Origin of the sequence: Alicyclobacillus herbarius DSM 13609, assembly GCF_000430585.1 — a bacterium.
Classification (GTDB): Bacteria; Bacillota; Bacilli; order Alicyclobacillales; family Alicyclobacillaceae; genus Alicyclobacillus_G; species Alicyclobacillus_G herbarius.
This window is the reverse complement of record NZ_AUMH01000005.1, coordinates 68,811-94,321: the sequence shown is the minus strand read 5'-3', so window position 1 is coordinate 94,321 and position 25,511 is coordinate 68,811. Positions and strand designations below refer to the sequence as shown.

Genomic DNA, 25,511 nt, shown 5'->3' with positions numbered 1-25,511 from the left:
TTTGATTTTAGAACAGAAACCATCTCCGAGCGGCCGTCCATCAATAGGCTGTCGCTTTCTTCTTTCGTTGACCGCGTCGCTCCCCGAGCCCTGGGGCGGAAATCGGAGGTCTAGAACCAAGGAAGCCAATCTGTACAGTTCTACTCACTTTCGTACGTACCATGCGCCGCCCCACAGACAGGGTACGGCTGCCAGTTTCCCTCGCAGAGATGGCCACAGGGCGCGTATGGTCTGTCGCTCACCCCGGAGAACAGCGACAAGGCCGCGCAGGATTCCGGGGGCCGCTCGACTGCCCACCGACAAAGCATAGCCGACGCCCAGCCAAGCGCGTACACGGCACGGCCGGACGGCCAGCGCGTAGAGCTGATTAAACGCTTCGTTGGCGATGGCCGTTGGTGTACGAACTACTCGGCCATCTTCGTCAAATCGTTCCGCCACATAGTGTCGGACAACGAGGTGCGGATCGTAAACTAGGCGATACCCTTGGTCGCGCAGCCACAAGCCAAGCACGAATTCATTGTGCACCTGAGCGCCATGGCCCCGGAGGTGACTGTCAAACCAAACCAACTCCCGCCGATAGGCCATGTTGCAACCCTTGAGTACATCCACATCCACGGGCCCTAACGTCCCTCGGTGATGGTTGCCGATACAGCGGCCATACCAGGTGACTCGACCCACGCGTTTGACCGGAGGCAGCTGCCGTTCCGCCGCATGGCTCGGGCCCATCAGGATGTCACGCCCACCGACGCCGGCAATAGCCAAGTCCCGCGCAAACCACGCCCGCAGCCGGTGCAGCCAGTCGGGCAAGGGTTCCGCATCATCGTCCAGGAACACCACCACAACTTCCTCCGGCCATTCATCCATCGCTCCGATACCGACCAGGCAACGCATCAGGTCCCGCGGACGGCGGTAGCTGGGGACCACTATGGATACACTGGGCGACGGCGGAGTGTTCGGTCCGATGTCAGACGCCAGCGGCGTCGTAGGTTGTAACGGAATGTTCACGGTGCCCATCCCCCCTGTAAAATCATCGCCAGGCTCCTCGTCCCACAGTCGCGCGGGACGGGCATTCCAAGTTTGGGACGTCGACAGCGGTCACCGGCGGGGGTGGCAGCGCCACAGCGACTACATACCAAAGCAGTAGGCCGCCCATCCCGGATAGGACGTTCACGGAAAGAAGCTCAAGATTCATCGCCAGCAACAGCGCCAGCGCCAGCGAGCTGTGTGGAGCGAGCGGCGAAATGCTCGCAAGCGCCTTGCCAACCATCCACTCGGCTATGAAAAACACCAGACCGCAGACCAGACCGAAGGTGTAGAACAGGTCCAAGACCCCGTTATCAAAGTTTCCATACACACCCAGCTGTCCATCGTTGGTCAGCTTCGTCGCCACGCCAGTCGATCCGAACCCAACCCCGGTCAAGTGGTGCAGCAACTGCGGGAGGAAGCCCAGCGTGAACCGAAGCCGGACCGTCGCCGAGTGGTCTTGGCTCAAGTCGGCAAACGTCTGGCCACGAGCCATCACCACACTCGCCCCTGGCAAGTGCGGAATCAGAAGGTAGACGACAATAAACGCCGCGCCGATGCCGACAAGAGCCCGCACCCGGTTTGCACGGCGGGCACGGAAGACGTAGATGAGAACCGCCACCATCAGCATCAGCCAAGCGGATCGGACTAAGGTGAGGGCCAAAGCGGAGGCGACTACGAATACGCCTGCAAAGCCGAATGGACGACGCCACTTCCGCTCAAACAGCATCGGCGCCAGGGCGATAGCAAAGAAATTCGCCGCAGGTCCGGGCGAGTTGAGGGTGGAAAACACACGCACCAACAGCGGCTTGGGTTGGCCAATGGAGGCCATCCCGCTGTTTTCCATCCAAAACGCGTCCCAGGGCGGTACAGTCAGAAACTGCACCCAACCGTACAGTGCGACCAGCACCGCCAGAACCGACAGGGACATAATCCAGCGATCGCGGATTTGAGTGTCTGGTTGTCGGCTTTGTACATAGAGAACGAGCAGCAGCGGCACGGCGTAATTGAGCATCTCCCAGATGGCGGCAAAATGGTTGTGCCAAAACCCAAGCGCGAACGCGTAGAGGAAAGCGAGGACAAACCCCTGCAGGGCAAGGCGCAGACTACGGGATAAGCGCGGCGGCTGTGTCAGCAGCGGGATGAGCAAAGTGAGGGTACAGACCACCGGCGCAATGCTGATTGGGGATAGCGCATGATATTGTCCACTCACAAAGTCCACGTACCGGCGCACCTCGGGGGCGCATACCCATACGGCCAGGATGTAGATGGGGAGCGCCTGGCTCCTGACCAGCGCCAGCGCGGGTGCCACCAACAAGACGAACGCGAGGTCACTCGGGGAACTGAGCGAAGTGACGGATACCCGGCCAAGCATCGCTGCAAACAAGAGGGCCCCTATCGCGCTCATGCCCCATAACAGTCCCCGGCGCAGACTCATCCTGACACCCCCGCCTGAACCTCGAACGGATGTTTCAGGGCTTCGTATACTTGCACTAAACCACGAGCCGACTGAACCGAGGTGAAGCGTTCAAGCACGCGCTGCCGTCCAGCCGCTCCAAGCCGAGTGCGCAGGGCTGGAGCACCCTGCAAGGTCAACATTCGCTCCGTGAACCCGTCCACATTCCCCACAGGTACCAAGTATCCGGTTTCGCCATCCACGATGATTTCCGGAATCCCTCCGCCCGCGGTCCCAATCACCGGTTTTCCTGCCAGCATCGCCTCAATGATGACGCGGCCAAAAGGCTCGTGGTCACTCGGAACAAGGAGGACGTCAATCGCATCCATCACACGCTGGATATCCGCTTGAAAGCCCAAGAACCGTACCCGCTCAACCAGTCCCGCTGCGGCTGCCTGACGCCGCAGCCACTCCTCGTACTGCTGGTTCTCCACCCGAAACTTCGCCGCCCCGACAATCCACAGCTCGCTGTTCGGACACGCAAAGGCAATACGCCGAAACGCGGCGATGGCGTCATGCTGACGTTTCCAGGGGGTGATTTGCCCCACCACCGCTGCGACAAATGTATCTTTGGACAGACCCAGTTCCGCCCGCAGCGAACTCGCGCAAGTAAGTGGATCGACATCGACGCCGTTGTAGACCACCCGGGTCTTGTGGCGCAGTCTCGGTCGAGTGGCGAAGTGGGCGGCCACCGCCTCGGAAATCGCAACCACCGTGTCCGCCCGCGCCTCCGCGATGCGCCTTATCACACGCCCCACAAGATTAGTCTCCAGGTTGTCGCGCACATGCCAAACCACCCCCACCGACTGCGCCCGTACGGCCGCGGCAGCAATCAGGCCGGCACGAATCGAGTTCGCGTGTAGGATATCCGGCCGAATGGCCCGAAGCAGGGCTTTTAAGTGGCGGCTACACCGATACATCTCCCATACGCCGCTCAGCAGTCGCAACGGATGGGTCGTCATGCGCGCGCTGTACCCGGGCAGGATGTAAACCGGGATGTCCAACGCCCGCGCCCGGGTCAATAGCTCGCCTTCCGGGGCCGCCAATGCCACCTCCGCCTGTCTGCGCAGCTGAACCAAGGCGGTCAAGAGACTGATTTCAGCGCCACTCACTTCCGCTGTATGGTTGTAGTACAAGAGCCGCAACCGTGATTGCAACCGACTCCCTCCCCCCGGCGCTCGCTATCCACGCCCACCCGCCAACTGAAACACACGCTCCACCTGCGTCACCACCGCATCCCAGGTGTAATGGGCCAGGACATACTGGCGTGTTTGCGCGGCGCGCGGCAAACGCTGGGGGGCCGCCAAAATATGACGCAATCCATTGCAAATATCGGTAGCCGTGGCGCCCGGAAACAGCAGGTGAGGGGAAAACCCCGTCAAGATTTCCTTCGTTCCGCCTACTGGTGTACCCGCGACCGGCGTCCCGCAGGCCATCGCCTCCACCGTGACCAAGCCAAACCCCTCCCAGGACAGTGACGGTACCACCATGAGGTCGGCCGCCTGGTAGTACTTGGGCAGCCATTCGTCGGCGATTCGACCTGCGAAATGAACCTTGTCGGTCAGGCCCAGTGCAGCGACTCGCCGCTCCAGCTCCAGACGCAGACTCCCACCGCCCACAATGACCAGGTACACCTCTGGGAATTCGCGGTGTAAATCGGCCACCGCTTCCAACAGATTCTCGATACCCATCCGCCGGGCTAAACGCCGCACCGTCAAGAGGACAAGCCGGTCTTGTGGCAACCCCAACTGACGGCGAACCGCCACCTTATCCTGGGCAGGTGTAAAACGCTCCGTATCGACCGCACCGGGAATGACGTGGATGCGGTCTTCGGGTACGCCGTACAAGTCCCTGAGCTGGTGAGCAAAAGCCTCACTGAGCACGATGAATTGATCCGATGTCCGATAGACACGTTGCTCAATGGATCGCTGTGCCCGGAAAATCAGGTCGGTCACCCACGGCGCCCGCCCCTGGCGCTCGGCCCGCGCCTCATACGCCCACGGGCCGTGAAAGTGGGTGACCACGGGAATATCCACCGCTCCTCTATCCCACGCCCAAGCGTAGTAGGCAAAGTGCGGGTTGAACACGTCAAAAGACCGCCTCGCCAGTTCTTCCCGGTAGACATCAGCCCAGGCGCGTCGAACCGCCCATGGGCCGCCCGCCACTTCGACCCCCCGCACGTAGGTCGGCAGCGCACTCCGCCCACTTGTGGGAGGAACGCGGACCAAGACGCGCCCCCGGTGTCCCCGCTCCAACCAGGCGCGAGAGAAGTCCATTAAATAGCGCGGCAATCCGCCCGGCCGCTGGCCAAACCACTCCAGGCCCGTCATCAAGACATCCACCGTGTCGCCTCCTCGACCCGACCCCCGACGTTCGCGAGTGTGATCCCTGCCGCCTGCAACTCGCCCGAAGGCAGCACATTCCGGCCGTCAAACACAAACGGCCTCCTCATCAACGCCGCCACCTTCTTCCAGTCCAACTCGAGAAACTCGGGCCACTCTGTAACGAGAATCGCCGCATCTGCCCCCGTCAGCGCGCTGTACGCGTCCTCCAGCACCGGCACCATCCCCCCGTCAAGACACGGGACCTGACGGACGACCGGATCGACCAAGCGCACGTTGGTCCCTTCCACCTGTAACAGCATGGTCAGGTCGTTGGCCGGGGACTCGCGCGTGTCGTCGGTTCCTGGCTTGAACGCCACCCCTAACAGGACCACCGTCAGGCCCTTGAGAGAACCAAACCAGGCGCGCAACTGGTTGATTGGCTGCAGCCGTTGCCGCTGGTTCACCTCCACGACCGCCTTGAGCAGCTGAAAAGAATAGTTAGCCGCACCGGCGATGTGGACAAGCGCCCGGGTGTCCTTGGGAAAGCAAGAGCCCCCGTAACCCAAGCCGGCGCGCAGGAAGGCCGGACCGATGCGCGGATCGAGCCCCATACCCAGCGCGACCTGGCTGACGTCAGCGCCGGTGCGAGCACAGATGTTGGCAATCTCGTTGATGAAGGATATCTTCGTGGCGAGAAACGCGTTAGACGCGTACTTCATCATCTCGGCCGTCGCAGTATCGGTCACCAGGACAGGGGCGTTCAACCCCTGATGCAAGGCACGCAACGCAGCCTCTCCATGGGCGTCCGTCACGCCGAACACGAGCCGGTACGGGTGCAGCGTATCCATGATGGCGCTGCCTTCGCGCAGAAACTCCGGCACCGAAACCACCGAGAGGTCGTGGCGGCCCAAAGCGTCCAATCGTCTTCGGATAGCCTGCCCAGTCCCCACAGGGACAGTGCTCTTCGTTCCCAGGACCGCCCGTTCAGGAAGCTTCACGGCCAATTCCTCGACCACGGACCAAACCGCGCGCAGGTCGACGTCCCCATCCGGCAGGGAGGGAGTACCGACTGTAATCAGTGCCACATCCGTAGCCTTGGTCTTTGGAATCTCCGCCGCAAAAGTCAGGCGACCGGTGGTCAACGCAGCCGTCAGTCTATCCGCCAGTCCCGGTTCATGTATCGGCACCTCGCCGCGCCGCAATCGCGAGACCTTGTCTTTGTCGACATCGACACAGAGGACTTGATGGCCCAGACCAGCGAAACAGACACCGGTCACCAAGCCAACGTACCCTGTCCCGACAATGAGGACGTTCATGACGACCCCCCCCTTTGCTCTGACCCGTACAGTTGCGGGTGGTGCGTCCTCCACGTCTACTGGAGGTGTGTCCACCGCTCCGACCGTTTTCGCCACCGCACGGTTCAAGATCCGATGAAGACCCTCCACAAACCTTTCCCGACTGAATCGCTCCGCCGTTGCGCGAATCACCGCCCCGTCCCACGGCTGGGCAGCCACCCGCTCGAGCGCGGTGAGCAGGGACTCGGGAGTTGCCTGGTCAAAGAAGACACCATTGACCCCTTCTACCACCGTATCCAACGCGCCGCCGGCGCGGTAGGCCACCACCGGCCGCCCCTGTGCATGAGCCTCTACGGGCGCAATGCCAAAGTCCTCCTCGCCCGGAAAGATGAACGCCTGACAGCGGGCCAAGTGGTCGTTTACGACGGCTTGCTCCTGAAAACCCAGAAATCGCACCGTCCGACCAGCCAGCGATTCCAGACGCGCTTTATCCGGCCCATCACCAATGACGACCAGTGGCAGCTTGGCCCGAGTGCAGGCGATGACGGCCAGGTCTAGCCGTTTGTATGCGACGAGCCGCGAGACGACGAGGAAGAAGTCCTCGACCGTGCGTTCCAGACGGGCCGCCAACGCGACCGGAGGATGCAACACGACCGACTCGCGTTCATAGCACTGTTTCACCCGCTTCTGTACCGCCCGCGAATTGACGATGAACACGTCGACGCGTTTCGCGGTAGCCCTATCCCAGGCCTTGAGGAAAGGAACGAAGCAACGGGCCAAGTGTTTGACCAGCGTGGGGACCCGCTCTTTCTCCACGTAACCGGGAAAGTTCCAGGCAAACCGCATCGGTGTGTGACAGTAGCAGATGTGCAGCGGCCGATCCCGCCGCGGCAGGCGCACCCCTTTTGCGTACGCGCTGCTGGAGGAAATGACCACGTCACAACGGGGCAGTTTCAACGTCCAGAAGACAAGCGGATAGAGCCAGAAAAACCACTTGAAGTGCGCGCAAACAAACGTCCACTTTTGGACGAAACTGGTCCGAATCTCGGCTTCAAGCAAGCTGGGCCACAGTTGCGCCCGGTCGACAATCGACGTGTAAATGGGAGCCTCCGGAAAAAGTTCATGGAGTACCCCCACCACCTTTTCTGCGCCTCCACGCTGATTCAGGTAGTCATGAACCAAGACGATGCGTAGCGATCCGCACGCCGTTTCGATACGGTTTTCGAGACTGTTTTCCTGGTTCATGCAAGCGCCTCCCCACCACCCACATCCATGGACTCCACCAAATCAGTGGGCGCCGTCTTGCTTCACCACGGCTGGAATGGTCCGTAGCAGAATTGCCCAATCCTTCAGATAGGACCAGGTATCAATGTATTCCAGGTCCATCTGCACCCACCGCTCAAAATCAATTCGATTGCGACCACTGACTTGCCAGGTGCACGTAATCCCAGGCTTTACGCTGAGCCGGCGACGCTGTTCAACCGTGTACTGCTCCACCTCGTCTGGCAATGGGGGACGCGGCCCAACGAGACTCATGTGCCCGAGCAGGACATCCCAGAGCTGTGGCAGTTCATCCAAACTCGTGCGCCGTAAGAAGCGGCCAATACGGGTGACGCGCGGATCGTCCCGGATCTTGAAGACCGGTCCGGACATCTCGTTTCGGTGGAGCAGGTCCGCCCGCCGTTTATCCGCGTCTTTGTGCATGCTGCGAAACTTATGCATTTGAAAAGCCTGCCCATTCAAACCCAACCGCGTCTGTCGGTAGATGACCGTCCCGCCGTCGTCCAACTTGATGGCCAAGGCCACCAGCAGCATGATTGGGGATAAAAGCAGCAAAAGCAGTAGGCTGATCCCCACATCCGTGGCGCGCTTCACGACCCGCCATCCGAATCCTCGTACGGCCTGCGCGTCTACAGCTGGCCACGGTACCACTGGCGATCTATCTCGACGGACATAGCCAACAGGCAGACGTACAATTTTTTCCAAGCCTTCCTCGTGGCTCGACACTGATTCCTTCCTCCTGGCAAGTTCCTTTGTTTCGAAGCCGGTCACGTGCACTGTGCCGGTTGTGCCTTACGTGGTATCGGCAAATTCGTGACAGGGACAACGTGAAGTGAACTGAACCGGGTAGTGCTTTATGCAGAACCACTATGTTCTTTATAGAGTATACAACCGAAACTTGTTGTTCTCAATATAGAACAAAAATATTTTCTGTTGCGTTCCGGTTCAAGAATGGGGATTTTCGGATAGATGGAGAACTTTTTCAGGAAAAATCATGAGAGACGTCACCGGGGTTCTTCCTTTCGATCATACCGACCGAACACCCATTGATACAGCCCGGCGTTGAGCAGTTGCAAGCCGGCTGTCAACAGCAAGGGCAGGGCGAGCTCGTTTAGGTCAAACAGGTTCCCGGTGATGGCAGGGCCGATGGAAGAGGAGAGACGCATCGACAGTGCATTGACGCTGGTGGCAAATCCCCTTCGTTGGTCGCGGGTCAAACTGGCACTGAGCGCACTCCGATTCCCCTGCGTCCCGCGGTTTACGGCGTTTCGCAGGACATGAAGGGCAGAGGCCAAGGCAAAGTTGGGCATCCACGGTAAAGCAAACATCATCATGGAACCGATTACCCGCATCCAGGTTACAGACTTGACCATACCCACCTTCCGGGCCATCGTCTCGTTCACAATTGAGAACAGGCCTGTGGCCAAGAATCCTACCGCAAGCGTGACGCCAACCGCTTCGGTGCCGACTCCATACCGCAGGCTGAACCAGTAAGCCATCATCGGTCCCGTCAGGCCAACGGCGAGCCCATTCAAGGTATTGACTGCCCCTAGGATGGGCAGAGAACGGTTTTCCTGACGACGAATTTGTCGTTCGTCGTCCTCAGTCGCAGAGGAACGGAAAGGCGAGAGGTGTCCAAGGACTGAGGCTTTTCTCGCGCGGCCTCTTCTCGGAGTGTGATCAGGATGACGACACAGATAAGCGACAGCACCATCACCAATGCAAAAACGGGACGGTAATTCGCTAAGGGAGTCGATCCGTGCAACAGACCGGGTAGGCCTCCGAGCATGGAACCCACGGCCATACCAAAAAAGCCTACCGCATTATTGAGGCTGAATACTGGGCCTCTGTCGTCTCGGTCAACCACTCTTGCCAACCACGCTTGCTCCGCCGGGCTGAAGGGACCCGCAGCGCCACTTTGCCCCCGGCCAAACCCTGCAATCACGATAGCCAAAACCAAAACCACAGCGTCCATCGTCAGACAGGCCGCGAGCGCCGCCAAGACGGTTAAACTTTCATAAATCAACAAAAACGGCTTACGGCCCATGCGGTCACTGAGTACCCCTACGAGGAAAATCAAGGCGGCGCCAATCAGCCCGGCGGCCGATGTGACACCGCCAATGGGACGCCCCGCTCCAGTGTAGATCTCGTAAATACAGGGTCAGATCGACGACCATCGCCCCTTGATCGATACTGCGCAGGCCGCGAACCCAAATCAGTTTGTGCGCATTCGGGTGCATCTTCAGCCGCTTCCCGCGCATATGGCAAACATCTCCCATGCGAAAACATGCGAAAACCATCTACAGACATTCTACGCCGCTGGTGCTAGTCGACCAGAGAAATAAGAAAACCTCGTCTGCCCACCATCGTATGAAGCCGTGATAAACAGCGGTGGGCTGTTTCAAAGCGCCATGTGTACACCTTGAAACAGCCCACTTTCAGGTTTGTAGGTCTCGCAAGGACCAACGCATGCTGTGACACTCCGGACGGCTATCTGCCAAACACGGCTACGCCGATTTTTGAATCCGCCATTCCATAGTAGAGATACCAGGTCTCGTTGTGATGAACAAGCCCTTCAGCAAACACCACGTTGTCCACCTGCCCGGTGAGTTCATGTTCTGATCCCGGAGTCATGAACGGTTCCTCGGTACGGACCAAGACTTGAGCGGGGTTCTCGCGGGAAAACAGCGCCTGTCCGATGGCGTACCGGAGGGAACCGTAGCCAACCGGATCGTCTGGAGATATGGGTTGATCCGGATTTAAACGCCGCGCCGCGTTATAAATCAGTAGAATCCCGTCCTTAGTCAAGATGGGCTGCGGTCCAGGCTCGACCAGTGCGCTATCAAACGCGTGCGGATGCACAGAGGGCCGCAATACCGGCTCCTTCTCTGGAATCCAACTCAACAGGTCCTCCGAGTAGGCTACCCAGATGTTGGTGTCACCAAAATACATCACGTAACGGCCATCCAGCGGATCGGCCAGAATGGCACCGGATTTGGACCACACCCGGTTGGACGTACCGCCCACCCACTCGGGGAACAGGACGCCGTGCTTAGTCCAATGGTACAAATCGGTCGACGTGGCTAAGCACAGGCGAGCGCTGCGGCCATCGAATGCGGAATAGGTGAGGTAGTAGGTATCGCCAACTTGGGTGACACGCGGGTCCTCACACCCGCCAGGCAACTCATAGGGCTCGGTCGGAACCAGTACGGGCTCAGGGTGTCGCTCAAAGTGGATGCCATCCTCACTGATGGCCAATCCGATGCGCGAAGTGCCATTCCAATGTCCGATTCCCGAATAGTCTTCGGCCCGATAGAGCAAGTAGACCTTCCCGTCTTTGCAGACGGCGGTGGGATTGAACAAGTCTTTCGCCTGCCACGTATCCCCAATGGGACCGAGAATGGGATTGGCACCGTGCTTCACAAAAGGACCAAGCGGGAACGTAACGGTTTGTACAACAGGACTCAATCTACAGCTCTCCTCACGGTATGAGACGTAGGCTTGTCTGCACTCTGGGCATTCCCGAGTGACCTGGGTGTCATGAACGAGACTACCCTTTCAACCCGGTCATGGTAATGCCTTCGATAAAGTATCGCTGGGCTGCAAAAAAGATTACGAGCATTGGGAGCATAACCACTACAGTGGCTGCCATAATCAAGTTCCATTCGGTATGATAGGTACCCTGGAATTGGGCGAGACCTAATTGCAGCGTGTACTTGCTTGGATCGTTCAGGTAAATCAATGGCGATAAAAAGTCGTTCCATGCGCCCTGAAAGGAAAAGATGGCGACGGCCGTCAACGCCGGTTTCACCTGCGGTAAGACAATGGTCAGGAAGGTGCGAAAGCTGCCAGCACCGTCAATTTTCGCAGCCTCCTCCAATTCCGGGGGCAGCGTCATAAAGAACTGACGCAGCAGGAACACATAGAAGGCGGATCCGAAGAAGGCTGGCACGGTCAAAGGCAGAAACGTGTTCGTCCAACCAAGCTCATGGAACAAAACAAACTGAGGAACCAATAGCACCTGGCTGGGAACCATCATCGTCGCTAGGAGAACCATGAATAAAATTCGACGACCGGGAAATCGAAAGCGGGCAAAACCGTAGGCCACCAGAGCACACGAGGCCACGTTGCCGATGACATTGACCATTGCGATTAAAATCGAGTTCAGGGCATAACGCCCGAACGGCAAGGTCGTTAATGCCTGAATGAAGTTTTCCCAGCGCCAGTGTTCCGGCCACCATACGGGCGGATAGACGAAAATCTCATCACTCGTCTTAAACGCGCTGACAATCAGCCATGCAAACGGAATCAAAAAGCAGACGGAGGTCCCGATTAAGAGCAAGTACGTCACCAACCGGGACAAACGGTGGCGGACCGACGTAGAAACGCCCGCAGTAACGGACGGTGAGACGGCTATCGGCGTCTGTGCACTCATTCTCTCTCACCTCCGTAGTACACCCACAATGCTGAACTCTTAAAGATAATCAGGGTCAGCAAAAGGACTATCAAGAACAACACCCACGCTAGGGCGGAGGCGTAACCCATGTTCAAATCGGAAAAGCCCTGGATATAAATGTTAAGGGCATAGAACAATCCTGCGTTGTTTACCCCCGCACCCTGGCCACCATAGCCAGACCCCATGACAAACGCCTGAGTAAAGAAGCTGAAAGCACCAATGACCCCCATCACGAGGTTGAAAAACAAGACCGGCGAAATCATGGGCAAGGTCACATACCAAAATTTCTTCCAGACAGATGCGCCGTCGATAATGGCCGCCTCATACAAGCTCACGGGCACGTCTTGCAGTCCGGCCAAGAAGGTAATCATCCAGGTGCCGACGCCCCAGACACTCATGACGATGAAGGACGGCACCGTCCACTGCGGCGTGACCAGCCACTGCGGCTGAGGTAAATGGAACAGGGCAAGAAACCGGTTCAAAATCCCGTATTTCGGGTTCAGTATCCAGTTCCACAGGATAGCCACGGCCACCGGCGGCAGCACCGCCGGCAAATAAAAGATGGTGCGAAACCAACGCATGAAATGGACCTTCTGATTCAGGAGAATGGCCATTCCGAGCGCCACCAGCAAGTCAAGCGGAACCGAGAAAATCGCATAGTAAAAAGTGACATACAGCGACTGCCAAAAGTCCGGATCGTTCAAGAGGTGAGCGTAGTTTTGCAGGCCGATGAACTTGGGCGCATTGAGCAGATTGTACTGAGTAAAGCCAAAGTACAGAGACGCCAAGAGTGGCCCCAGTGTTAGACAGACAAACCCGATTAACCAGGGACTGATATAGAGATAGCCGAGTATAGCCTCGCGTTGTTTCCTGTTCACAGCCTAGTCCCCCTTGTTGCCGCGAGCGCTGCGGCTCCAGCACAAACCAGGAGCCGCAGCTCTTTGCCAAACCTTGCCGAGGACGTATCCTGGACAAGGCTTGGCAAGGTGCCGAGAATCCGGGATGGCGCAAATACCCTACTTCTTCAGCAGAGCGTTCAGGTCATCCTGGGTCTTTTTCGCAATCTGCTGTGGTGACTCTTTGCCGAGCAACAAAGGTTCATAGACGTCATTGGATAGCACATTCCAGAAATTCTGCTGAGCGGTCGGATTCGGCAGCATGCGCAACATCCGAGCGTGATCCATCGAGGTCAAAATCGGCTGAATCCGGTCTTTGGGTGTGTGCCCTCCGGGAGCGTCCGGAACGTCCATCGCTTCCAGGTTGGCCGCGTACTGTTTAATCGGCGGCACCACCTTCCAGTGGTCAATCCCGTCCAACAGGGCCACAAACGCCTTAAACACGGTGTCTTTGTTCACCTTCGTATGCGCATTGATGGCCATGTCATCAATCCCCAAATCGGTCACCTGCACTGCTCCCTTTGGCAAGGGGGCGACCTTTGCCATAAAGCCTTTGGCGGCATAGTTGCCGTCCGCTGCACCGCCGGCAAACATCGCCACTTTCCCCTGCCGGAACAGGTCCTCGATGTCGACGTTGGCCAGTTCAGCTTGGCTGGGAACCAATTTCTGCGCGACGAGCGTGTGCAACATCGTCAGCGCTTTTACCGTTTGTGGAGAGTCGAATGTGCTTTTCGTCATATCCTGGTTCCAAAAGTGCCCCCCGTACGACCAAACAAAGTCGTATACCGGCGGCCACCCGTTCGATAGAAGAAATCCATACGTGCCCGTCTTCTGCTTAATGACCTGACAATCATGCAAAAAGTCTTGCCATGTCCAGCCATCCTTTGGTTCCGGCAGCCCCGCCTGTTTAAACAGCTTGGGGTTGTAATACATGACGGTCGGCTGGCCAATCCAAGGAAGTGCATAGTAGTCTCCGTTATACTTATCGTTCTTGAGCGTATTCGGATAGTAGTTGTCTAAGTTGGCCACGACATACTTATCTTTGTACTTGTTCAAGTACGGCTGCAAGTCCAGGATAGCCCCGCTTTGCGCATAGGTGCTCGCCTCACCATCCGGCAGATAGAAAATGTCCGGGGCCGATCCGGCCGCAATCTCGGTTTTTAACTTCTGGTCATAGTTCGCCGGCGTATTGATTTCTCGAATCTGGAATTCGTTTTTGTACTTTTGGTTGATCTTGTTGATAATCTTGTGGAGCTGCGCGTCCTCTTCGGCGCCGCCCCAGGTGCCGAAAGTAATCGTCACCGGACCGGACGATCCGCTTTTGCCACTGCTTGAGCTCGCGTTGGCATTCCCCCCACTCCCGCAGGCTGTGGTTGAAAAGAGGAGCGCTCCCGCCATGACGACGCTTACAGTCCACCTGGATACAGTGCTTCGCATCGTGCATCATCCCCCTTTTATGATTCGAGTGAGTCAAATATGGTCTGCAGTGGAATCTCCACGCATGCCATCGATGTATCCGCCACGCCGTAGTAGACTTGCAACCTATCGCCTTGGCGCAGCGCACCACAAGGAAACACTACGTTGCCAAAGAAGCCGTTGGTCTCGTAGTCGGCTTCAGGAACCAAAATAGGCTGCCGGGAACGCGCCAGAATCCGGGCGGGATCGTTTATATCCAGCAGGACCGCCCCCATGCAGTAACGCGCATCCTGGTCGGCCGCATGATAGAGTTCGAGCCAGCCACGCTCGGTCTTCAGCGGCGGTACCCCGGCCCCAAGTCTGTGGCTGTCCCAATGGCCCTTACGACAACCCATCAAGTGCCGATGGTTGCCCCAGTGGGAAAGATCGGGCGACTCAGCCAACCAAATGTCGGGCGATCCGGTACTGCTTGGGACCGGACGGTGCAAGCAATAATACTTGCCCTGAATGCGCTCTGGAAAAATGACCACGTCTTTGTTCTCGGGGGCCAGAATCATACCGTGGCGCCGGACACTTTGAAAGTCTTGGGTCGACGCCAGCATCACCCCAACCCCGTGCGCGGACACTGCACTGTAGGTGATGTAGTATGTATCGCCAATCTGCGTAATCCGCGGGTCCTCGACACCGAACGTCTCCTGTTCGGTCTGAGGAAACAAAAACGGGTCTTCGTCCACCTGAAAGTGACGCCCGTCCCGGCTGCGGGCAATCCGCAAGTAGGAGATGGACGTAAGATATGCAAAGCTCCCCGTGTGTCCCACTGGCGCAATGCTGCGTGGATCGGAAAAATCGTAGCGGTCATCGCCGCGCTGGAAGGTCTCGATACGAACTTGTTTAGCGCTTACATCAAAGACGGCCGTCTTCACGGTTTGTTCGTCTTGAGCCAGCGGTCGCTCGGCCACCCGCAACAATAGAATCACCTCGTCGCGGTACTTTGCGACCCCGGCATTGAATACACCAATGACCTCGAAATCGGCACGGTGTGGTGGAACATGCGCCGGTGTCAACAATGGATTTTCCGAGTAACGGTATAGGGTCATGAGCTCCATCCTTTCATTCTCGTGCAACCCTGACTCACTCTGCGCCAAGAAACGAGCCATTCGAAAAACAGAGCCATCATGGGTCTATGGCCACCAATGACTTGACGTCATAGATTCCCTGCAGCGCCAGAGTGGCCCCCCCAATCGCCACCGCTTGCAGCCCGAAACGGGTCTCGACAATCGTGCAGCGACTGCGCATCTGGGCCTTCAGGGTGGTCATGACGGCTTCACTGACAAACGGGTCTGCCAACAGTGTCGAACCACCCAAAATGACAAGGTCTGGGTCAAACATATAGGCGATATTGGCAATCCCGACGCTCAGATAGGTCACCGCGGTCTGCAAAACGGAAGCGTCCGGCTCCTGCCCTCGCTTCGCACGCTGTACAATTTCTGCAAACGTCTCCGGGGACTTGCGCCCGCTAGAATGGCGTACGGCCGATACAATCGCGTGACGCGATGCCACACTGTTCACACAACCACGGCGACCGCACGAACATAACTCGCCATTGAAGTTGACGGTCATGTGACTGAATTCCCCAGCTAGGTTATTGGTCCCAGCGTAAATCGAACCGTCGATGACCACCCCTGCCCCAAGACCCGTATCGGCCAGTACGAACAGTGCGTGACGCACATCCCCACGTTCACCAAACCACGTCTCCCCGAGTGCAGCCGCGTTAGCATCGTTCTCCAGATAAACGGGAACAGCAAACTGTTGCGCCAGTAAAGGAACGATAGCCGCTCCATGCCATACCCCCGGCATGTCTTCCGGGTCTAACAATCGCCCAGTCAGTGAGTCGAGTGGCCCCGGGGCTGCCACACCAATGCCGACTAAGAGGTGACGCGGATTGCCACTCCGTTCTACGAATTGCACCAGGGAAGTGACCAAATCACCCGGTCCTTCGAGTTCAGCCAGCGGCCATGTCGCCTGGAAAACGGGTCGGGCAAACAAGTCGGTCAAGACCGCCATCACCCTGTCTCTCCCAATATCCACCCCTAAGGCGAAACCACCCGATGGGTTGACCTCTATCAGTTCTGGCGGTCGTCCGCCGGTAGAGTCGCCACTGCCGACCGACCGAATCCAACCGCGGGCCAACAATCTATCTACCCCCCGCGAAACGGTAGGCAGGGCCAAACCGAGTTCCCGCTGCAGGTCACTGCGAGAGATGGGGCCTTTTACACGAATCGCGTTCAAGATTCTTCGTTCGTTCAATCGACGCAACAGAACTGCATCGCCACGCAATCGTGAATTATCCCCTTTCTAACTAACTGTTCGAAAGTATATCCAGGAACGAGAGGGTCGTCAAGTGTTTTTAATCAAGTCCAGATATAGTTTTGTTTATATACGTTCGAAAATCACGCCTTCTCTCTCTAAATCTCTCGTGTCTGCTAGCCGGGCTTGTTTCCCAAAACGTTTTGGTTTACACTAGCGTCACTAGATGAATTGATGTGAGGGTGTCGAGGGTGCCAGTAACCATTCGCGACGTGGCTGAGGCGGCAGGCGTGTCCATCACAACGGTCTCTCGGGCGCTAAATGGATATACCGATGTTAGTCCCGAAACACGAAAACGTATCCTAGAAATTGCCCAACGGTTGAACTACCGGCCGAATCATGTGGCACGGAGTCTCGTCCGAAATCGCACACAGACGATTGGTTTACTGGTATCTGACTTTAGTAAATCCAGGACTGGGCACCACTTCATGTTTGATGTGCTATGCGGAGTCTATGAACGACTGGCGGAATTGGGTTACGATGTTAGTCTCGTGAGTACGAGCACCGCTCAACAACATTTGGTTTCCTATCTTGACTTTTGTACCCAACGACGCTTTGAAGGCGTGATTGTTATGGGCATCCGCCTGGACGATCCGTACGTTCACGAGGTTGTGGAATCGCCTTTACCGAGTGTGGTCATTGACCTGCCCCTACTCAGTGAACATTGCGGATATGTTATGACGGACAACATCAACGGTGCAAAGTTTGCGGTGCGCCATCTGGTGGAGCGAGGTCATCGACAGATTGGTTTTGTCAACGGTTATTCGCAAGCGGCCGTTAGTATCGAACGGCTACGCGGTTATGAAGAAGGTCTGCGAGCTGCTGGTCTTCCGATTCGAGCGGAACTCATCTATGAGGCCGACTTCTCCCTGGAAGGAGGTGCAAGAGGTTTTCATGAACTCCGGAAACGCAATCCGGACCTGACCGCCGTCTTCTTTGCCAGCGACCTTATGGCGATTGCTGGTATGCGGGCAGCCATGGCGAGCGATTTACGTGTGCCAGACGATATCGCCATCGTCGGATTTGATAATATCGATGTTACCGAACTTGTGTCCCCCACTTTGACGACGATTGGTCAACGCAGGTACGAGATGGGCACAACCGCAGCAGACATGTTGATTGGCATGCTTGAACATGGTGACCCGCCCGAAGGTCGCTTGCTGGCACCCGAGCTCATCATCCGAGAGAGCACCTGAAACCGGATAAGTGGAGAAGAGGGTCTTCACTCGACATATGTTCGCCGCTGACTTGCAAAAGGCCCATCGTGTACAACGAGCACCAGCGTATTAAACGCTTTCTCGAAAACGTTTTGGTTTCTGCTGGGAGGATATTTCGAAATGAGCTTCTCCGTTATCAAAGAAAATGACCTGTTCTACGTCTCGAATCCGCACGGAAACGTCCCGGATCCAAAAACCGATGCCTTCGGATACGGACTCTATACGCAAGACACACGCGTCCTATGCCGATGGACGTGCGATTTTGGCCCAATCCCGTTCGTCAAGTTAGACTCTGATGTTTCCCGAAACTTCGAGGGGGTTTATCACTACACCAATAGGGAGTATCGGCTTTCCGAAAACGTTACCATTCCGCGCGAGTCACTGTATATCACGCGTACCCAATTCGTGGACGGACACTGTTTTTACGAACAGGTTGAGATTGAAAACTTTTCGACACAGCCCCTTCCGCTACGGGTGACCTATGGTTTCGACGCAGACTTTCTCGACATGTTTGAAGTACGTGCGGGTGTCACGTTGGACCCACGAGATAAGCTTGCGCGCCGCATTGAAGTTGAAACCGGGACATCGTCGCGAACCTTCCGGTATACGGCACAAGATGGAATCCAATATTCGACCGTCGTACGTTTTATCGCGGACGAACGCGAATGGATACCGGCAGGGGACGGATCGCGGTTCGAGGCACAATTGACAATCCCTGCCCGCGGAAAATGCCAATGGGTCGTCACTGTACAACCGTCCGTGGAACGCCACACAAAGAAAGATTCCTCCGGACAGGGACACACTTCGTTGCAAAATGCAAGTACCAGCGATTTTACGTTTGCAGAGGTGGCTGCCGTACGACAACAGATTGCTAGGAAATACGAAGACTGGTTACATAAAGCGCCAGGTGTCTCTGGCTGTACTACGTTTTCCAACTGGTATCGCCGTGGCTTACAGGATATCCGCATGCTGCTTACGGATGTTGGCTACGGGCACTTTCCCGTGGCCGGAGTCCCTTGGTATGCTGTGCCCTTCGGGAGAGACAGCCTGATTACGGCGCTACAGATGCTCCCTGCCAATTTCGACATTGTACGCGGAACGCTCGCCACAATGGCCGCGTTTCAAGGCCAGCAAGTCAACCCGGAGCGAGACGAACAACCTGGGAAAATCATGCACGAACTGCGTGCCGGTGAACTAACCCGAACTGGTCAGGTTCCATTCGGGCCGTACTATGGCACGATTGACGCGACACCCCTGTTTCTGAATTTAGCGGCTGATTACGCGCTTTGGAGTGGGGATGCAGAGTGGCTGCGCAGACTTCTTCCTCACGTTGAAGCGGCGTTTGCATGGATTGAACAGTACGGCGACCGAGACGGGGACGGATTTCTTGAGTATTTCTCCGAATCATCAAACGGGATCGCCAATCAAGGTTGGAAAGATTCTGGCGACTCCATCCACCATAAGGACGGTTCACTTGCGAAGGGCCCGATAGCTCTCTGCGAAGTTCAAGGCTATGTCTACCGGGCATACACCCGTTGGGCGCAAGTCTATCGGTGGCTTGGACTTCCAGACACATCCATGGAATGCGAAAGACGAGCCGAACGGTTGCAACGCCAATTCATCCAGGCGTTTTGGATGGAGGACGAAGATGCGATTGCTCTCGCGCTTGACGGGGAGAAAAAACCAGTGCGAACGCTAACGTCCAATATGGGCCAGGTCTTATGGAGTGGCATCTTGCCGCAGGCACTGGCGGATTGCCTCATTGACCGGCTACTGAAGGAAGACCTGTTCAGCGGGTTTGGGATACGGACACTCTCCACTCTTGAGGTCACGTACAACCCTCTCAGCTATCATAACGGCTCTGTTTGGCCGCACGACAATTCGATCATCATCGCTGGGGTGGCCGGGTATGGTCGCCGTGATGCAGTCGCACAGTTGGTGGAAGGGTTGTTGAATGCCGCGCAAGGGTTCGATCTCTATCGACTCCCGGAACTCTTTGCTGGCATTCCGGCGGGAAAGACCTCCAAACCCGTCCCATACCCGGTATCCTGTTCACCTCAGGCGTGGGCAGCCGCAACACCCATACTCGTTCTGACAGCCATTCTCGGGTTCAATCCAAACGTACCCGATGGCTATATATCCCTTAATCCGTCACTCCCCTCATCCATCCCGAGGCTCAAAATTGAGTCCCTCAGGATAGGCAGTGGCACGTTGAGCCTAGAGTTGCAACGGACAGCGGACGGCAATACCCAGTATCAAATTCTCGACAACAGCACCGGCTTGTCCGTGCACCCAGATGCGAACGAGGAGGTGTTAGACCAGGAGTTTACGGTTGGAAACTCGTCGTTCCAGGGAAGCTGAAACCACCAAAGCTCGTGATAATGCTATCTCATCCATTTAATTAAGGGGGATGAATTTGATGCGTATCAAGTCGAGGAACTGGTTTGCAGCTACAAGTATTCTGCTTGTCAGTGCAGGGGCCCTTGCTGGGTGCGGAACAACCGGGAACACAGGAGCAACCAACAGTGCCCACACGGCTAGCAACGCTCAGACTGTAACCTTGAAGCTGGGCATGTGGTCCTCTAGTCCCGCGGAAAAACAGTTGGTCGAACGGCAAGTAAAAGCGTTCGAAAAGAAGAATCCAAACATCAAGGTCTCCTTGCAGGTAATTACCGGAGATTATCTGCAGGCCTTACAACCCATGTTGGCTTCCCATACCGCGCCCGATGTGTTTTATGTAGATTCCTCCTATGCTCCAACGCTGGAGGCATCGGGGGTCTTGATGCCGCTTGACAAATATATCAAGGAAGATCATGTCGATACAAGCGATTTCAGCCCCGCCCTCTTGAAGGCGTTTCAATGGAAAGGCGTTACCTACGGTCTGCCGAAAGACATGAACACCCTGGCCCTTGAGTATAACAAGTCCCTGTTCGCCAAGGCGGGTATCCAGTCACCACCCAAAACATGGAACGAGTTCGAAAAGGATGCCGCGAAATTGAAAGCCAAAGGCATTACTCCGCTCAGCATGCCGATTGACGTGGCTCGCTATTATCCCTTTGTCAAAGACTTTGGGGGCAGCTATTACAACGAGAATCAGAACAAGGCGACTTTTACCGATGAGGCCAACATCCCTGGCTTGAGATTCTTCATCGACAACTTTAAAAACAAGAACATTGCGCAGCCCAAGGACCTTGGCGGAGACTGGGCGGGCATCCCGTTTGCCCAGGGCAAGGTAGCCATGGTTGTTGAAGGGGCCTGGCTTGTCCCCTTCATGAAACAGACGGCTCCAAAGCTGGATTACGGAGTAGCCGATTTTCCCTCAGCGAACGGGAAGGATTTCAACATGACCTATACCGTCAGCTACTCGATGGCAAAATCGACCAAGTATCCGGAACAGGCGGCCAAGCTTCTCTTTTACCTAACTGGTACCGACGCGTTGAAAATGACGGCCGAGTCGGGCTTGGCCATCCCCTCGCGGAAAAGTATGCAAGGGAAGTTTTTGGACAAATATCCGACCTATAAAGCCTTCATCGACGGCGTAAACAACGCCGTACCGTATCAGTTTGGTACGCTTGGCCAAGATTTCGTCGATGCGATTAACAAGGCCACCGAAGCTGGCATTTTACAAAACGAATCCCCGGCCGAAGTGCTCTCGCAAGCCAAGCAAACCCTTGCATCGCAACAATCTTAAGTCTATCTGTCCGACACTGTGGGGAGCCACTGGCGTACCAGTGGCTCCATTTTCAAGTCCGTCAAAGAGGAGGCCAGTCTATGACTATTCGACTTACGCTCGCACCCCAGGGTCATCGTGTGTTGCGAAAAAGTGCAGTCGACCAGGCGTTGGCAGGGTACCTGTTCATCTTCCCTGCCATCGTTGCCTTATCCGTGTTCTTAATCGGTCCGATTTTTTACGCCTTCTATATCAGTTTTCAGCAGTTTTCGTTTCTCGATCCGCAATCGGCCAAGTTCATCGGTCTTGGGAATTATATCCGATTGTTTCACGATCCGGTCTTTCTTCGCGCTCTAGGGAACACCTCACTCTACTCCTTAGGTGTGGTTCCGGTTCAAAGCGCCATTGCTCTGCTCTTGGCCATTGTCGTAAATCAGGTTCGAGGAAAAACGTTCTTTCGAGTCGCGTATTATCTGCCCACGGTCACATCTACGGTCGCGGTCAGCGTCATGTTCATCTTTCTCTTTCAGCCACATGGACTGTTAAACCAGTTCCTTGCCTTGTTTGGAATACAAGGCCCGAATTACTTCAACAGCCCGACGTTTGCCTTGCCAGCCATCATGGCGATGGCCGTGTGGTCGACGGTCGGACAATTTATGATTATCTATTTGGCTGGGTTGCAGGACATCCCAGACGAACTCTATGAAGCTGCAGCCATCGATGGAGCCAGTGGATGGAAAGTCACTCGGTACATCACGATCCCCATGCTGCGGCGAACAACCTTTCTTGTCATCGTGATGTCGCTCATTGGAACCTTTCAGGTGTTTGACCAAGCATACGTCGTCTCGGACGGATCGGGTGGGCCATTAAACTCCACATTAACCGTGATCTTAGATCTGTTTAACAAAGGATTTAAAGACATGCAGATGGGCTACGCATCTGCCATGGCATTTGTCCTGTTCGCCATCATTCTTATCCTAACCCTGATTCAGCAATTTGTCCTTGGACGGGAAGACTAGCCACTCGTTTTCCGTACGGGGAGTGAGTCGATGATAGGAGGGGATTGATTTTGACCACGGAAGTCGCATACCGCCGGCCCAAGCGCTGGATGTATATCGTTGCCATTCTATACGCTTTTGTATCCTTGTTACCCTTTATATGGTCCGTGTACACCTCACTGAAGCCCACATCCGAGGTATTTTCGACTATCGTACCCATCAGCCATCTGAACTTCGGAAGTTATGCTGCGCTTGTCCACGATTTCCCGTTTATGCGATGGTTGTTGAACAGCATCGTTGTCGCGGCTATCGTCACCGTTGGCAACCTATGCGTCAACACGCTCGCTGGCTACGCCTTCGCTCGCCTGCGCTTTCCAGGGCGAGGATTTCTCTTTTATGTATTTTTGGCCATCATGATGATTCCTGGACAAGTCTTGCTCGTTCCGATTTATATGCTGTTAGCTCATTGGGGATGGATTGATACGTATCAGGGACTTACCATTCCGTTTCTTATGTCCCCGTTTATGATTTTTCTTGCGCGTCAGTTCTTTCTCGGATTGCCAAAGGAACTTGAAGAAGCCGCGCGCATCGACGGTTTAGGGCACTGGGGCATCTTTTGGCGCATTTTCCTCCCGCTCTCTCGCCCGCTTTTAGCTGCCCAGACCATTTTTACTTTCCAGGGCAATTGGAACTCTTTTCTCTGGCCGGTACTGCTCGCGACGAGTCAAGACATGTACACATTGCCGGTAGGATTAAATTCATTTTACGGACAGTACAATGCCTATTGGAACAGTGTCATGGCTGGCGTCATTTTGCTAACCTTGCCCATGATTCTTGTGTTTTTGGTGTTTCAGAAACAATTCGTTAAAGGGATCTCGACAACGGGTATCAAATGAAATTTACCTCAGCCGTATATCCACGCTGGTGTATAAATCGGTATATTTTCCATCCGGGGAGAGGGCACTCTCCCCTCCTCAAGGAAGTCCCCATTATGACTTACCCACAATAAATATTTATCCATGTTATTATCTATCCTCACTTTTTAACTTTCAATGATTTGACTTTAATATCCAACTCTCGTAGAATAGCCATTCGTAAACGTTTACATTATATATTGCGAAAGGAGGATGAAAATCATGCGCCGGACGCTCGTCTTTATTCTCTTTATTGTTCCGTTTCTAGCCCAATTGGTGGCCATACCTTGGGTCAACACAATTCACCCGATTATTATTGGCTTTCCTCTGTTGCACTTTTGGCTTTTAATCTGGATGCTTTTAACCCCACTCTTTACCCTAGGTATGCACCTACTTCTACGAAAGGAGGTCAATGAGTGATGCATGGTAACGTCCTTGCATTCATTGTGACGTCGATCATTGTCCTGGCTGTCGTACTTATTGGCTTCCTGGCCGGACGTAATAAAGAAGCCCGGAGTTCCGTCGAGGAGTGGTCTGTCGGAGGTCGTCGTCTGGGCAGTCTGTTCGTTTGGTTCCTGGTCGGAGCGGATGTATATACTGCGTATACGTTCCTTGGTTTGACAAGCTCGGCATACAGTGGCGGTAGCACCGCGTTCTTTGCTACACCCTATGTGGTGCTCGCTTATCCGATGGCCTATTTCTTCCTTCCACGACTATGGAGAGTGGCGAAGGAACATGGATATATGACCTTGGCCGACTATGTCGGAGGACGGTTTGACAGCAAGTTCCTTTCCTTCCTCATTGCCATCACCGGGGTCTTGATGCTGATTCCATATATCGATTTACAGTTAAGCGGCATCCTGGACACGTTACAGGTCGCGGCGGCTGGCTTAGTCAACGTCAAACTAGTCGTCATCGTGTCTTTTTTGCTTGTCGCCCTCTACACGTTTTTCAGCGGCTTGAAAGCGCCGACATACACGGCTATCATCAAGGACATCCTTGTCTGGGTTGTGATGCTGTTCCTCGTCATCTCTTTACCTATCATCCACTTTGGTGGCTGGGGTGAGATGGTGCATACCGTGGCGACGAAGCATCCCGCTATGTTGACTCTGCCGACCTCAGGGCCCAAGGGCGTTCTTTGGTTTTCCACGGCTGCATTGATTTCAGCAATGGCCCTCTTTATGTGGCCGCACACCGCGACCGGTACGTTCAGTTCAAAGAGCGCGGACATCCTGCGCAAAAACGCGATTGTGCTCCCGTTGTACAATATCGTGTTGATGTTGGTGACTTTCCTCGGTATTCTCGCGTTCATGGTGGTCCCCCAGGGGACAAACCCGCGATTGGCCTTCCTTACCCTCATTCATGATTCATACGGTGGTTTTGGCCAGGGCGTCGCATACGCTACCATCGCTCTCGCCTCATTGGTTCCATGTTCCATCATGGCGATTGGGGCAAGCAACCTGTTTGCCAACAACATCTACCGGGATTTCATTCGCCCGGACGCAAGTCAGCAACGCTTAACCCTGGTCACACGTTCCATGGTCTTCGTCGTCATTGGTCTCGCCCTCATTTTCGGCTTGGCTTTCCCGACGGCGTTGGTTTCCTTACAGCTGATGGGGGTCTCGGGAATCGTGCAAACGTTCCCTGCGGTGGTGCTCAGTTTATACTTCCGTAATCTACCGAAAGAAGCTGTGACAGGAGGCTTATTGGCCGGTCTAGCAACCGTGTTTTACATGTATGCCAGCCACAACGCACACGGCCTGTATGAAGGATTCTGGGGTCTTCTGGTCAACCTAGCCGTGATACTCATCCTCACCCCACTGTTCTTCGGCAGGGCACGTGAGCGCACCAACGGTGTATTGGAATTTCTATTTGACGCGAAGCGTCGTCGGACGCACGCGGAGCAACAAGTCGGCTGACCCACTCGTCGGATTCAAGGTTCGGGAAGAGCCAGTAGTAACCATAATAAAGAACCGTGTTATTTGTACACATACACACGGCCAATCAAGCCAATGTATCCGCTTGTTCGGAAATAAAGCGGAATATAGATGGTAATTTGGGTTTTCTGGGGAACGCGTGAGACGAGAAACAGCGGAACCAAGCCAGAGACTCGCATGCAAAGGCGCATGATGCTCTGGTCCTGGTTCCACTGCTCGTTTCCAGAAAAAAGAAAAGACGAGGATCACCGAACAAGAAAA

Annotated in this window: 22 protein-coding genes; 7 read left to right on the top strand and 15 right to left on the bottom strand. The window is 55.5% G+C overall.

Translation table 11 applies throughout. The features are described from left to right. Positions 1 to 144: 144 nt before the first annotated feature. The 15 genes from H522_RS0104850 to H522_RS0104790 form a co-directional block, all read right to left on the bottom strand. A complete protein-coding gene (locus H522_RS0104850) occupies positions 145 to 1,005 on the bottom strand; it encodes a glycosyltransferase family 2 protein (protein WP_155836199.1) in 861 nt (286 codons plus the stop codon). A 22-nt stretch (positions 1,006 to 1,027) separates the two neighbouring features. After that, complete coding sequence (locus H522_RS0104845; protein WP_026961438.1) at positions 1,028 to 2,461, bottom strand: O-antigen ligase family protein; 1,434 nt, start codon at positions 2,459 to 2,461, stop codon at positions 1,028 to 1,030. Further along, entirely contained in the window at positions 2,458 to 3,636 is a 1,179-nt protein-coding gene (locus H522_RS20360; RefSeq protein ID WP_051343911.1) for a glycosyltransferase family 4 protein, read from the bottom strand. Before H522_RS20360 ends, H522_RS0104845 begins: the two co-directional genes overlap by 4 nt. Positions 3,637 to 3,660: 24 nt before the next feature. Next, a complete protein-coding gene (locus H522_RS0104835; RefSeq protein ID WP_026961437.1) occupies positions 3,661 to 4,821 on the bottom strand; it encodes a glycosyltransferase family 4 protein in 1,161 nt (386 codons plus the stop codon). Further along, positions 4,809 to 7,343: a nucleotide sugar dehydrogenase gene (locus H522_RS21905; RefSeq protein WP_081411883.1), complete on the bottom strand. Its 2,535-nt coding sequence runs from the start codon at positions 7,341 to 7,343 to the stop codon at positions 4,809 to 4,811. Before H522_RS21905 ends, H522_RS0104835 begins: the two co-directional genes overlap by 13 nt. 42 nt (positions 7,344 to 7,385) lie before the next feature. After that, positions 7,386 to 8,105 carry a sugar transferase gene (locus tag H522_RS17680; protein WP_051343910.1) on the bottom strand — a complete coding sequence of 240 codons (720 nt, stop codon included), beginning with the start codon at positions 8,103 to 8,105 and terminating at the stop codon, positions 7,386 to 7,388. A gap of 278 nt (positions 8,106 to 8,383) precedes the next feature. Further along, entirely contained in the window at positions 8,384 to 8,914 is a 531-nt protein-coding gene (locus H522_RS17675) for an MFS transporter (protein ID WP_035452655.1), read from the bottom strand. Between the two features lie 14 nt (positions 8,915 to 8,928). Further along, positions 8,929 to 9,459, bottom strand: coding sequence for an MFS transporter (locus H522_RS17670; protein ID WP_245578018.1), 531 nt, complete (start codon positions 9,457 to 9,459; stop codon positions 8,929 to 8,931). Further along, positions 9,431 to 9,640: a hypothetical protein gene (locus H522_RS21425; protein WP_051343908.1), complete on the bottom strand. Its 210-nt coding sequence runs from the start codon at positions 9,638 to 9,640 to the stop codon at positions 9,431 to 9,433. Before H522_RS21425 ends, H522_RS17670 begins: the two co-directional genes overlap by 29 nt. Positions 9,641 to 9,869: 229 nt before the next feature. Then, complete coding sequence (locus H522_RS0104815; protein ID WP_026961436.1) at positions 9,870 to 10,847, bottom strand: glycoside hydrolase family 130 protein; 978 nt, start codon at positions 10,845 to 10,847, stop codon at positions 9,870 to 9,872. Positions 10,848 to 10,929: 82 nt separating this feature from the next. After that, the gene (locus tag H522_RS0104810) at positions 10,930 to 11,814 is read right to left on the bottom strand and encodes a carbohydrate ABC transporter permease (protein WP_081411880.1); all 885 of its coding nucleotides are present in this window, start codon (positions 11,812 to 11,814) and stop codon (positions 10,930 to 10,932) included. Then, entirely contained in the window at positions 11,811 to 12,713 is a 903-nt protein-coding gene (locus H522_RS0104805) for a carbohydrate ABC transporter permease (RefSeq protein WP_026961434.1), read from the bottom strand. The genes H522_RS0104810 and H522_RS0104805 overlap by 4 nt, the downstream gene beginning before the upstream one ends. 138 nt (positions 12,714 to 12,851) lie before the next feature. Next, complete coding sequence (locus H522_RS20350) at positions 12,852 to 14,168, bottom strand: ABC transporter substrate-binding protein (RefSeq protein WP_081411879.1); 1,317 nt, start codon at positions 14,166 to 14,168, stop codon at positions 12,852 to 12,854. Positions 14,169 to 14,185: 17 nt separating this feature from the next. After that, a complete protein-coding gene (locus H522_RS0104795; RefSeq protein ID WP_026961432.1) occupies positions 14,186 to 15,244 on the bottom strand; it encodes a BtaManbiosPhlase in 1,059 nt (352 codons plus the stop codon). A 76-nt stretch (positions 15,245 to 15,320) separates the two neighbouring features. Further along, positions 15,321 to 16,484, bottom strand: coding sequence for an ROK family transcriptional regulator (locus tag H522_RS0104790; RefSeq protein WP_026961431.1), 1,164 nt, complete (start codon positions 16,482 to 16,484; stop codon positions 15,321 to 15,323). A gap of 221 nt (positions 16,485 to 16,705) precedes the next feature. Between H522_RS0104790 and H522_RS0104785 the strand changes: the two genes are divergently transcribed. The 7 genes from H522_RS0104785 (at position 16,706) to H522_RS0104755 (ending at position 25,232) form a co-directional block, all read left to right on the top strand. Then, complete coding sequence (locus tag H522_RS0104785) at positions 16,706 to 17,710, top strand: LacI family DNA-binding transcriptional regulator (RefSeq protein WP_026961430.1); 1,005 nt, start codon at positions 16,706 to 16,708, stop codon at positions 17,708 to 17,710. 141 nt (positions 17,711 to 17,851) lie between these two features. Then, the gene (locus H522_RS17660) at positions 17,852 to 20,092 is read left to right on the top strand and encodes an amylo-alpha-1,6-glucosidase (protein WP_051343907.1); all 2,241 of its coding nucleotides are present in this window, start codon (positions 17,852 to 17,854) and stop codon (positions 20,090 to 20,092) included. Between the two features lie 58 nt (positions 20,093 to 20,150). Then, positions 20,151 to 21,422, top strand: coding sequence for an ABC transporter substrate-binding protein (locus H522_RS0104775; RefSeq protein ID WP_026961429.1), 1,272 nt, complete (start codon positions 20,151 to 20,153; stop codon positions 21,420 to 21,422). A gap of 80 nt (positions 21,423 to 21,502) precedes the next feature. After that, positions 21,503 to 22,420: a carbohydrate ABC transporter permease gene (locus H522_RS0104770; RefSeq protein WP_035452650.1), complete on the top strand. Its 918-nt coding sequence runs from the start codon at positions 21,503 to 21,505 to the stop codon at positions 22,418 to 22,420. 50 nt (positions 22,421 to 22,470) lie between these two features. Further along, the gene (locus H522_RS0104765) at positions 22,471 to 23,295 is read left to right on the top strand and encodes a carbohydrate ABC transporter permease (protein ID WP_245578017.1); all 825 of its coding nucleotides are present in this window, start codon (positions 22,471 to 22,473) and stop codon (positions 23,293 to 23,295) included. Between the two features lie 240 nt (positions 23,296 to 23,535). Then, positions 23,536 to 23,733, top strand: coding sequence for a DUF3311 domain-containing protein (locus tag H522_RS0104760; RefSeq protein ID WP_155836197.1), 198 nt, complete (start codon positions 23,536 to 23,538; stop codon positions 23,731 to 23,733). Further along, the gene (locus H522_RS0104755; protein WP_026961425.1) at positions 23,733 to 25,232 is read left to right on the top strand and encodes a sodium:solute symporter family protein; all 1,500 of its coding nucleotides are present in this window, start codon (positions 23,733 to 23,735) and stop codon (positions 25,230 to 25,232) included. The genes H522_RS0104760 and H522_RS0104755 overlap by 1 nt, the downstream gene beginning before the upstream one ends. The last annotated feature ends 279 nt before the right edge of the window (positions 25,233 to 25,511 follow it).

Coding starts and splice junctions, on each gene's coding strand:
- H522_RS0104775 (WP_026961429.1), top strand. CDS start 20,151: ATGCGTATCAAGTCGAGGAACTGGTTTGCAGCTACAAGTATTCTGCTT.
- H522_RS0104760 (WP_155836197.1), top strand. CDS start 23,536: ATGCGCCGGACGCTCGTCTTTATTCTCTTTATTGTTCCGTTTCTAGCC.
- H522_RS0104845 (WP_026961438.1), bottom strand. CDS start 2,461: ATGAGTCTGCGCCGGGGACTGTTATGGGGCATGAGCGCGATAGGGGCC.
- H522_RS21425 (WP_051343908.1), bottom strand. CDS start 9,640: ATGCGCGGGAAGCGGCTGAAGATGCACCCGAATGCGCACAAACTGATT.
- H522_RS17660 (WP_051343907.1), top strand. CDS start 17,852: ATGAGCTTCTCCGTTATCAAAGAAAATGACCTGTTCTACGTCTCGAAT.
- H522_RS0104770 (WP_035452650.1), top strand. CDS start 21,503: ATGACTATTCGACTTACGCTCGCACCCCAGGGTCATCGTGTGTTGCGA.
- H522_RS20350 (WP_081411879.1), bottom strand. CDS start 14,168: ATGCGAAGCACTGTATCCAGGTGGACTGTAAGCGTCGTCATGGCGGGA.
- H522_RS0104755 (WP_026961425.1), top strand. CDS start 23,733: ATGCATGGTAACGTCCTTGCATTCATTGTGACGTCGATCATTGTCCTG.
- H522_RS0104810 (WP_081411880.1), bottom strand. CDS start 11,814: ATGAGTGCACAGACGCCGATAGCCGTCTCACCGTCCGTTACTGCGGGC.
- H522_RS21905 (WP_081411883.1), bottom strand. CDS start 7,343: ATGAACCAGGAAAACAGTCTCGAAAACCGTATCGAAACGGCGTGCGGA.
- H522_RS0104795 (WP_026961432.1), bottom strand. CDS start 15,244: ATGACCCTATACCGTTACTCGGAAAATCCATTGTTGACACCGGCGCAT.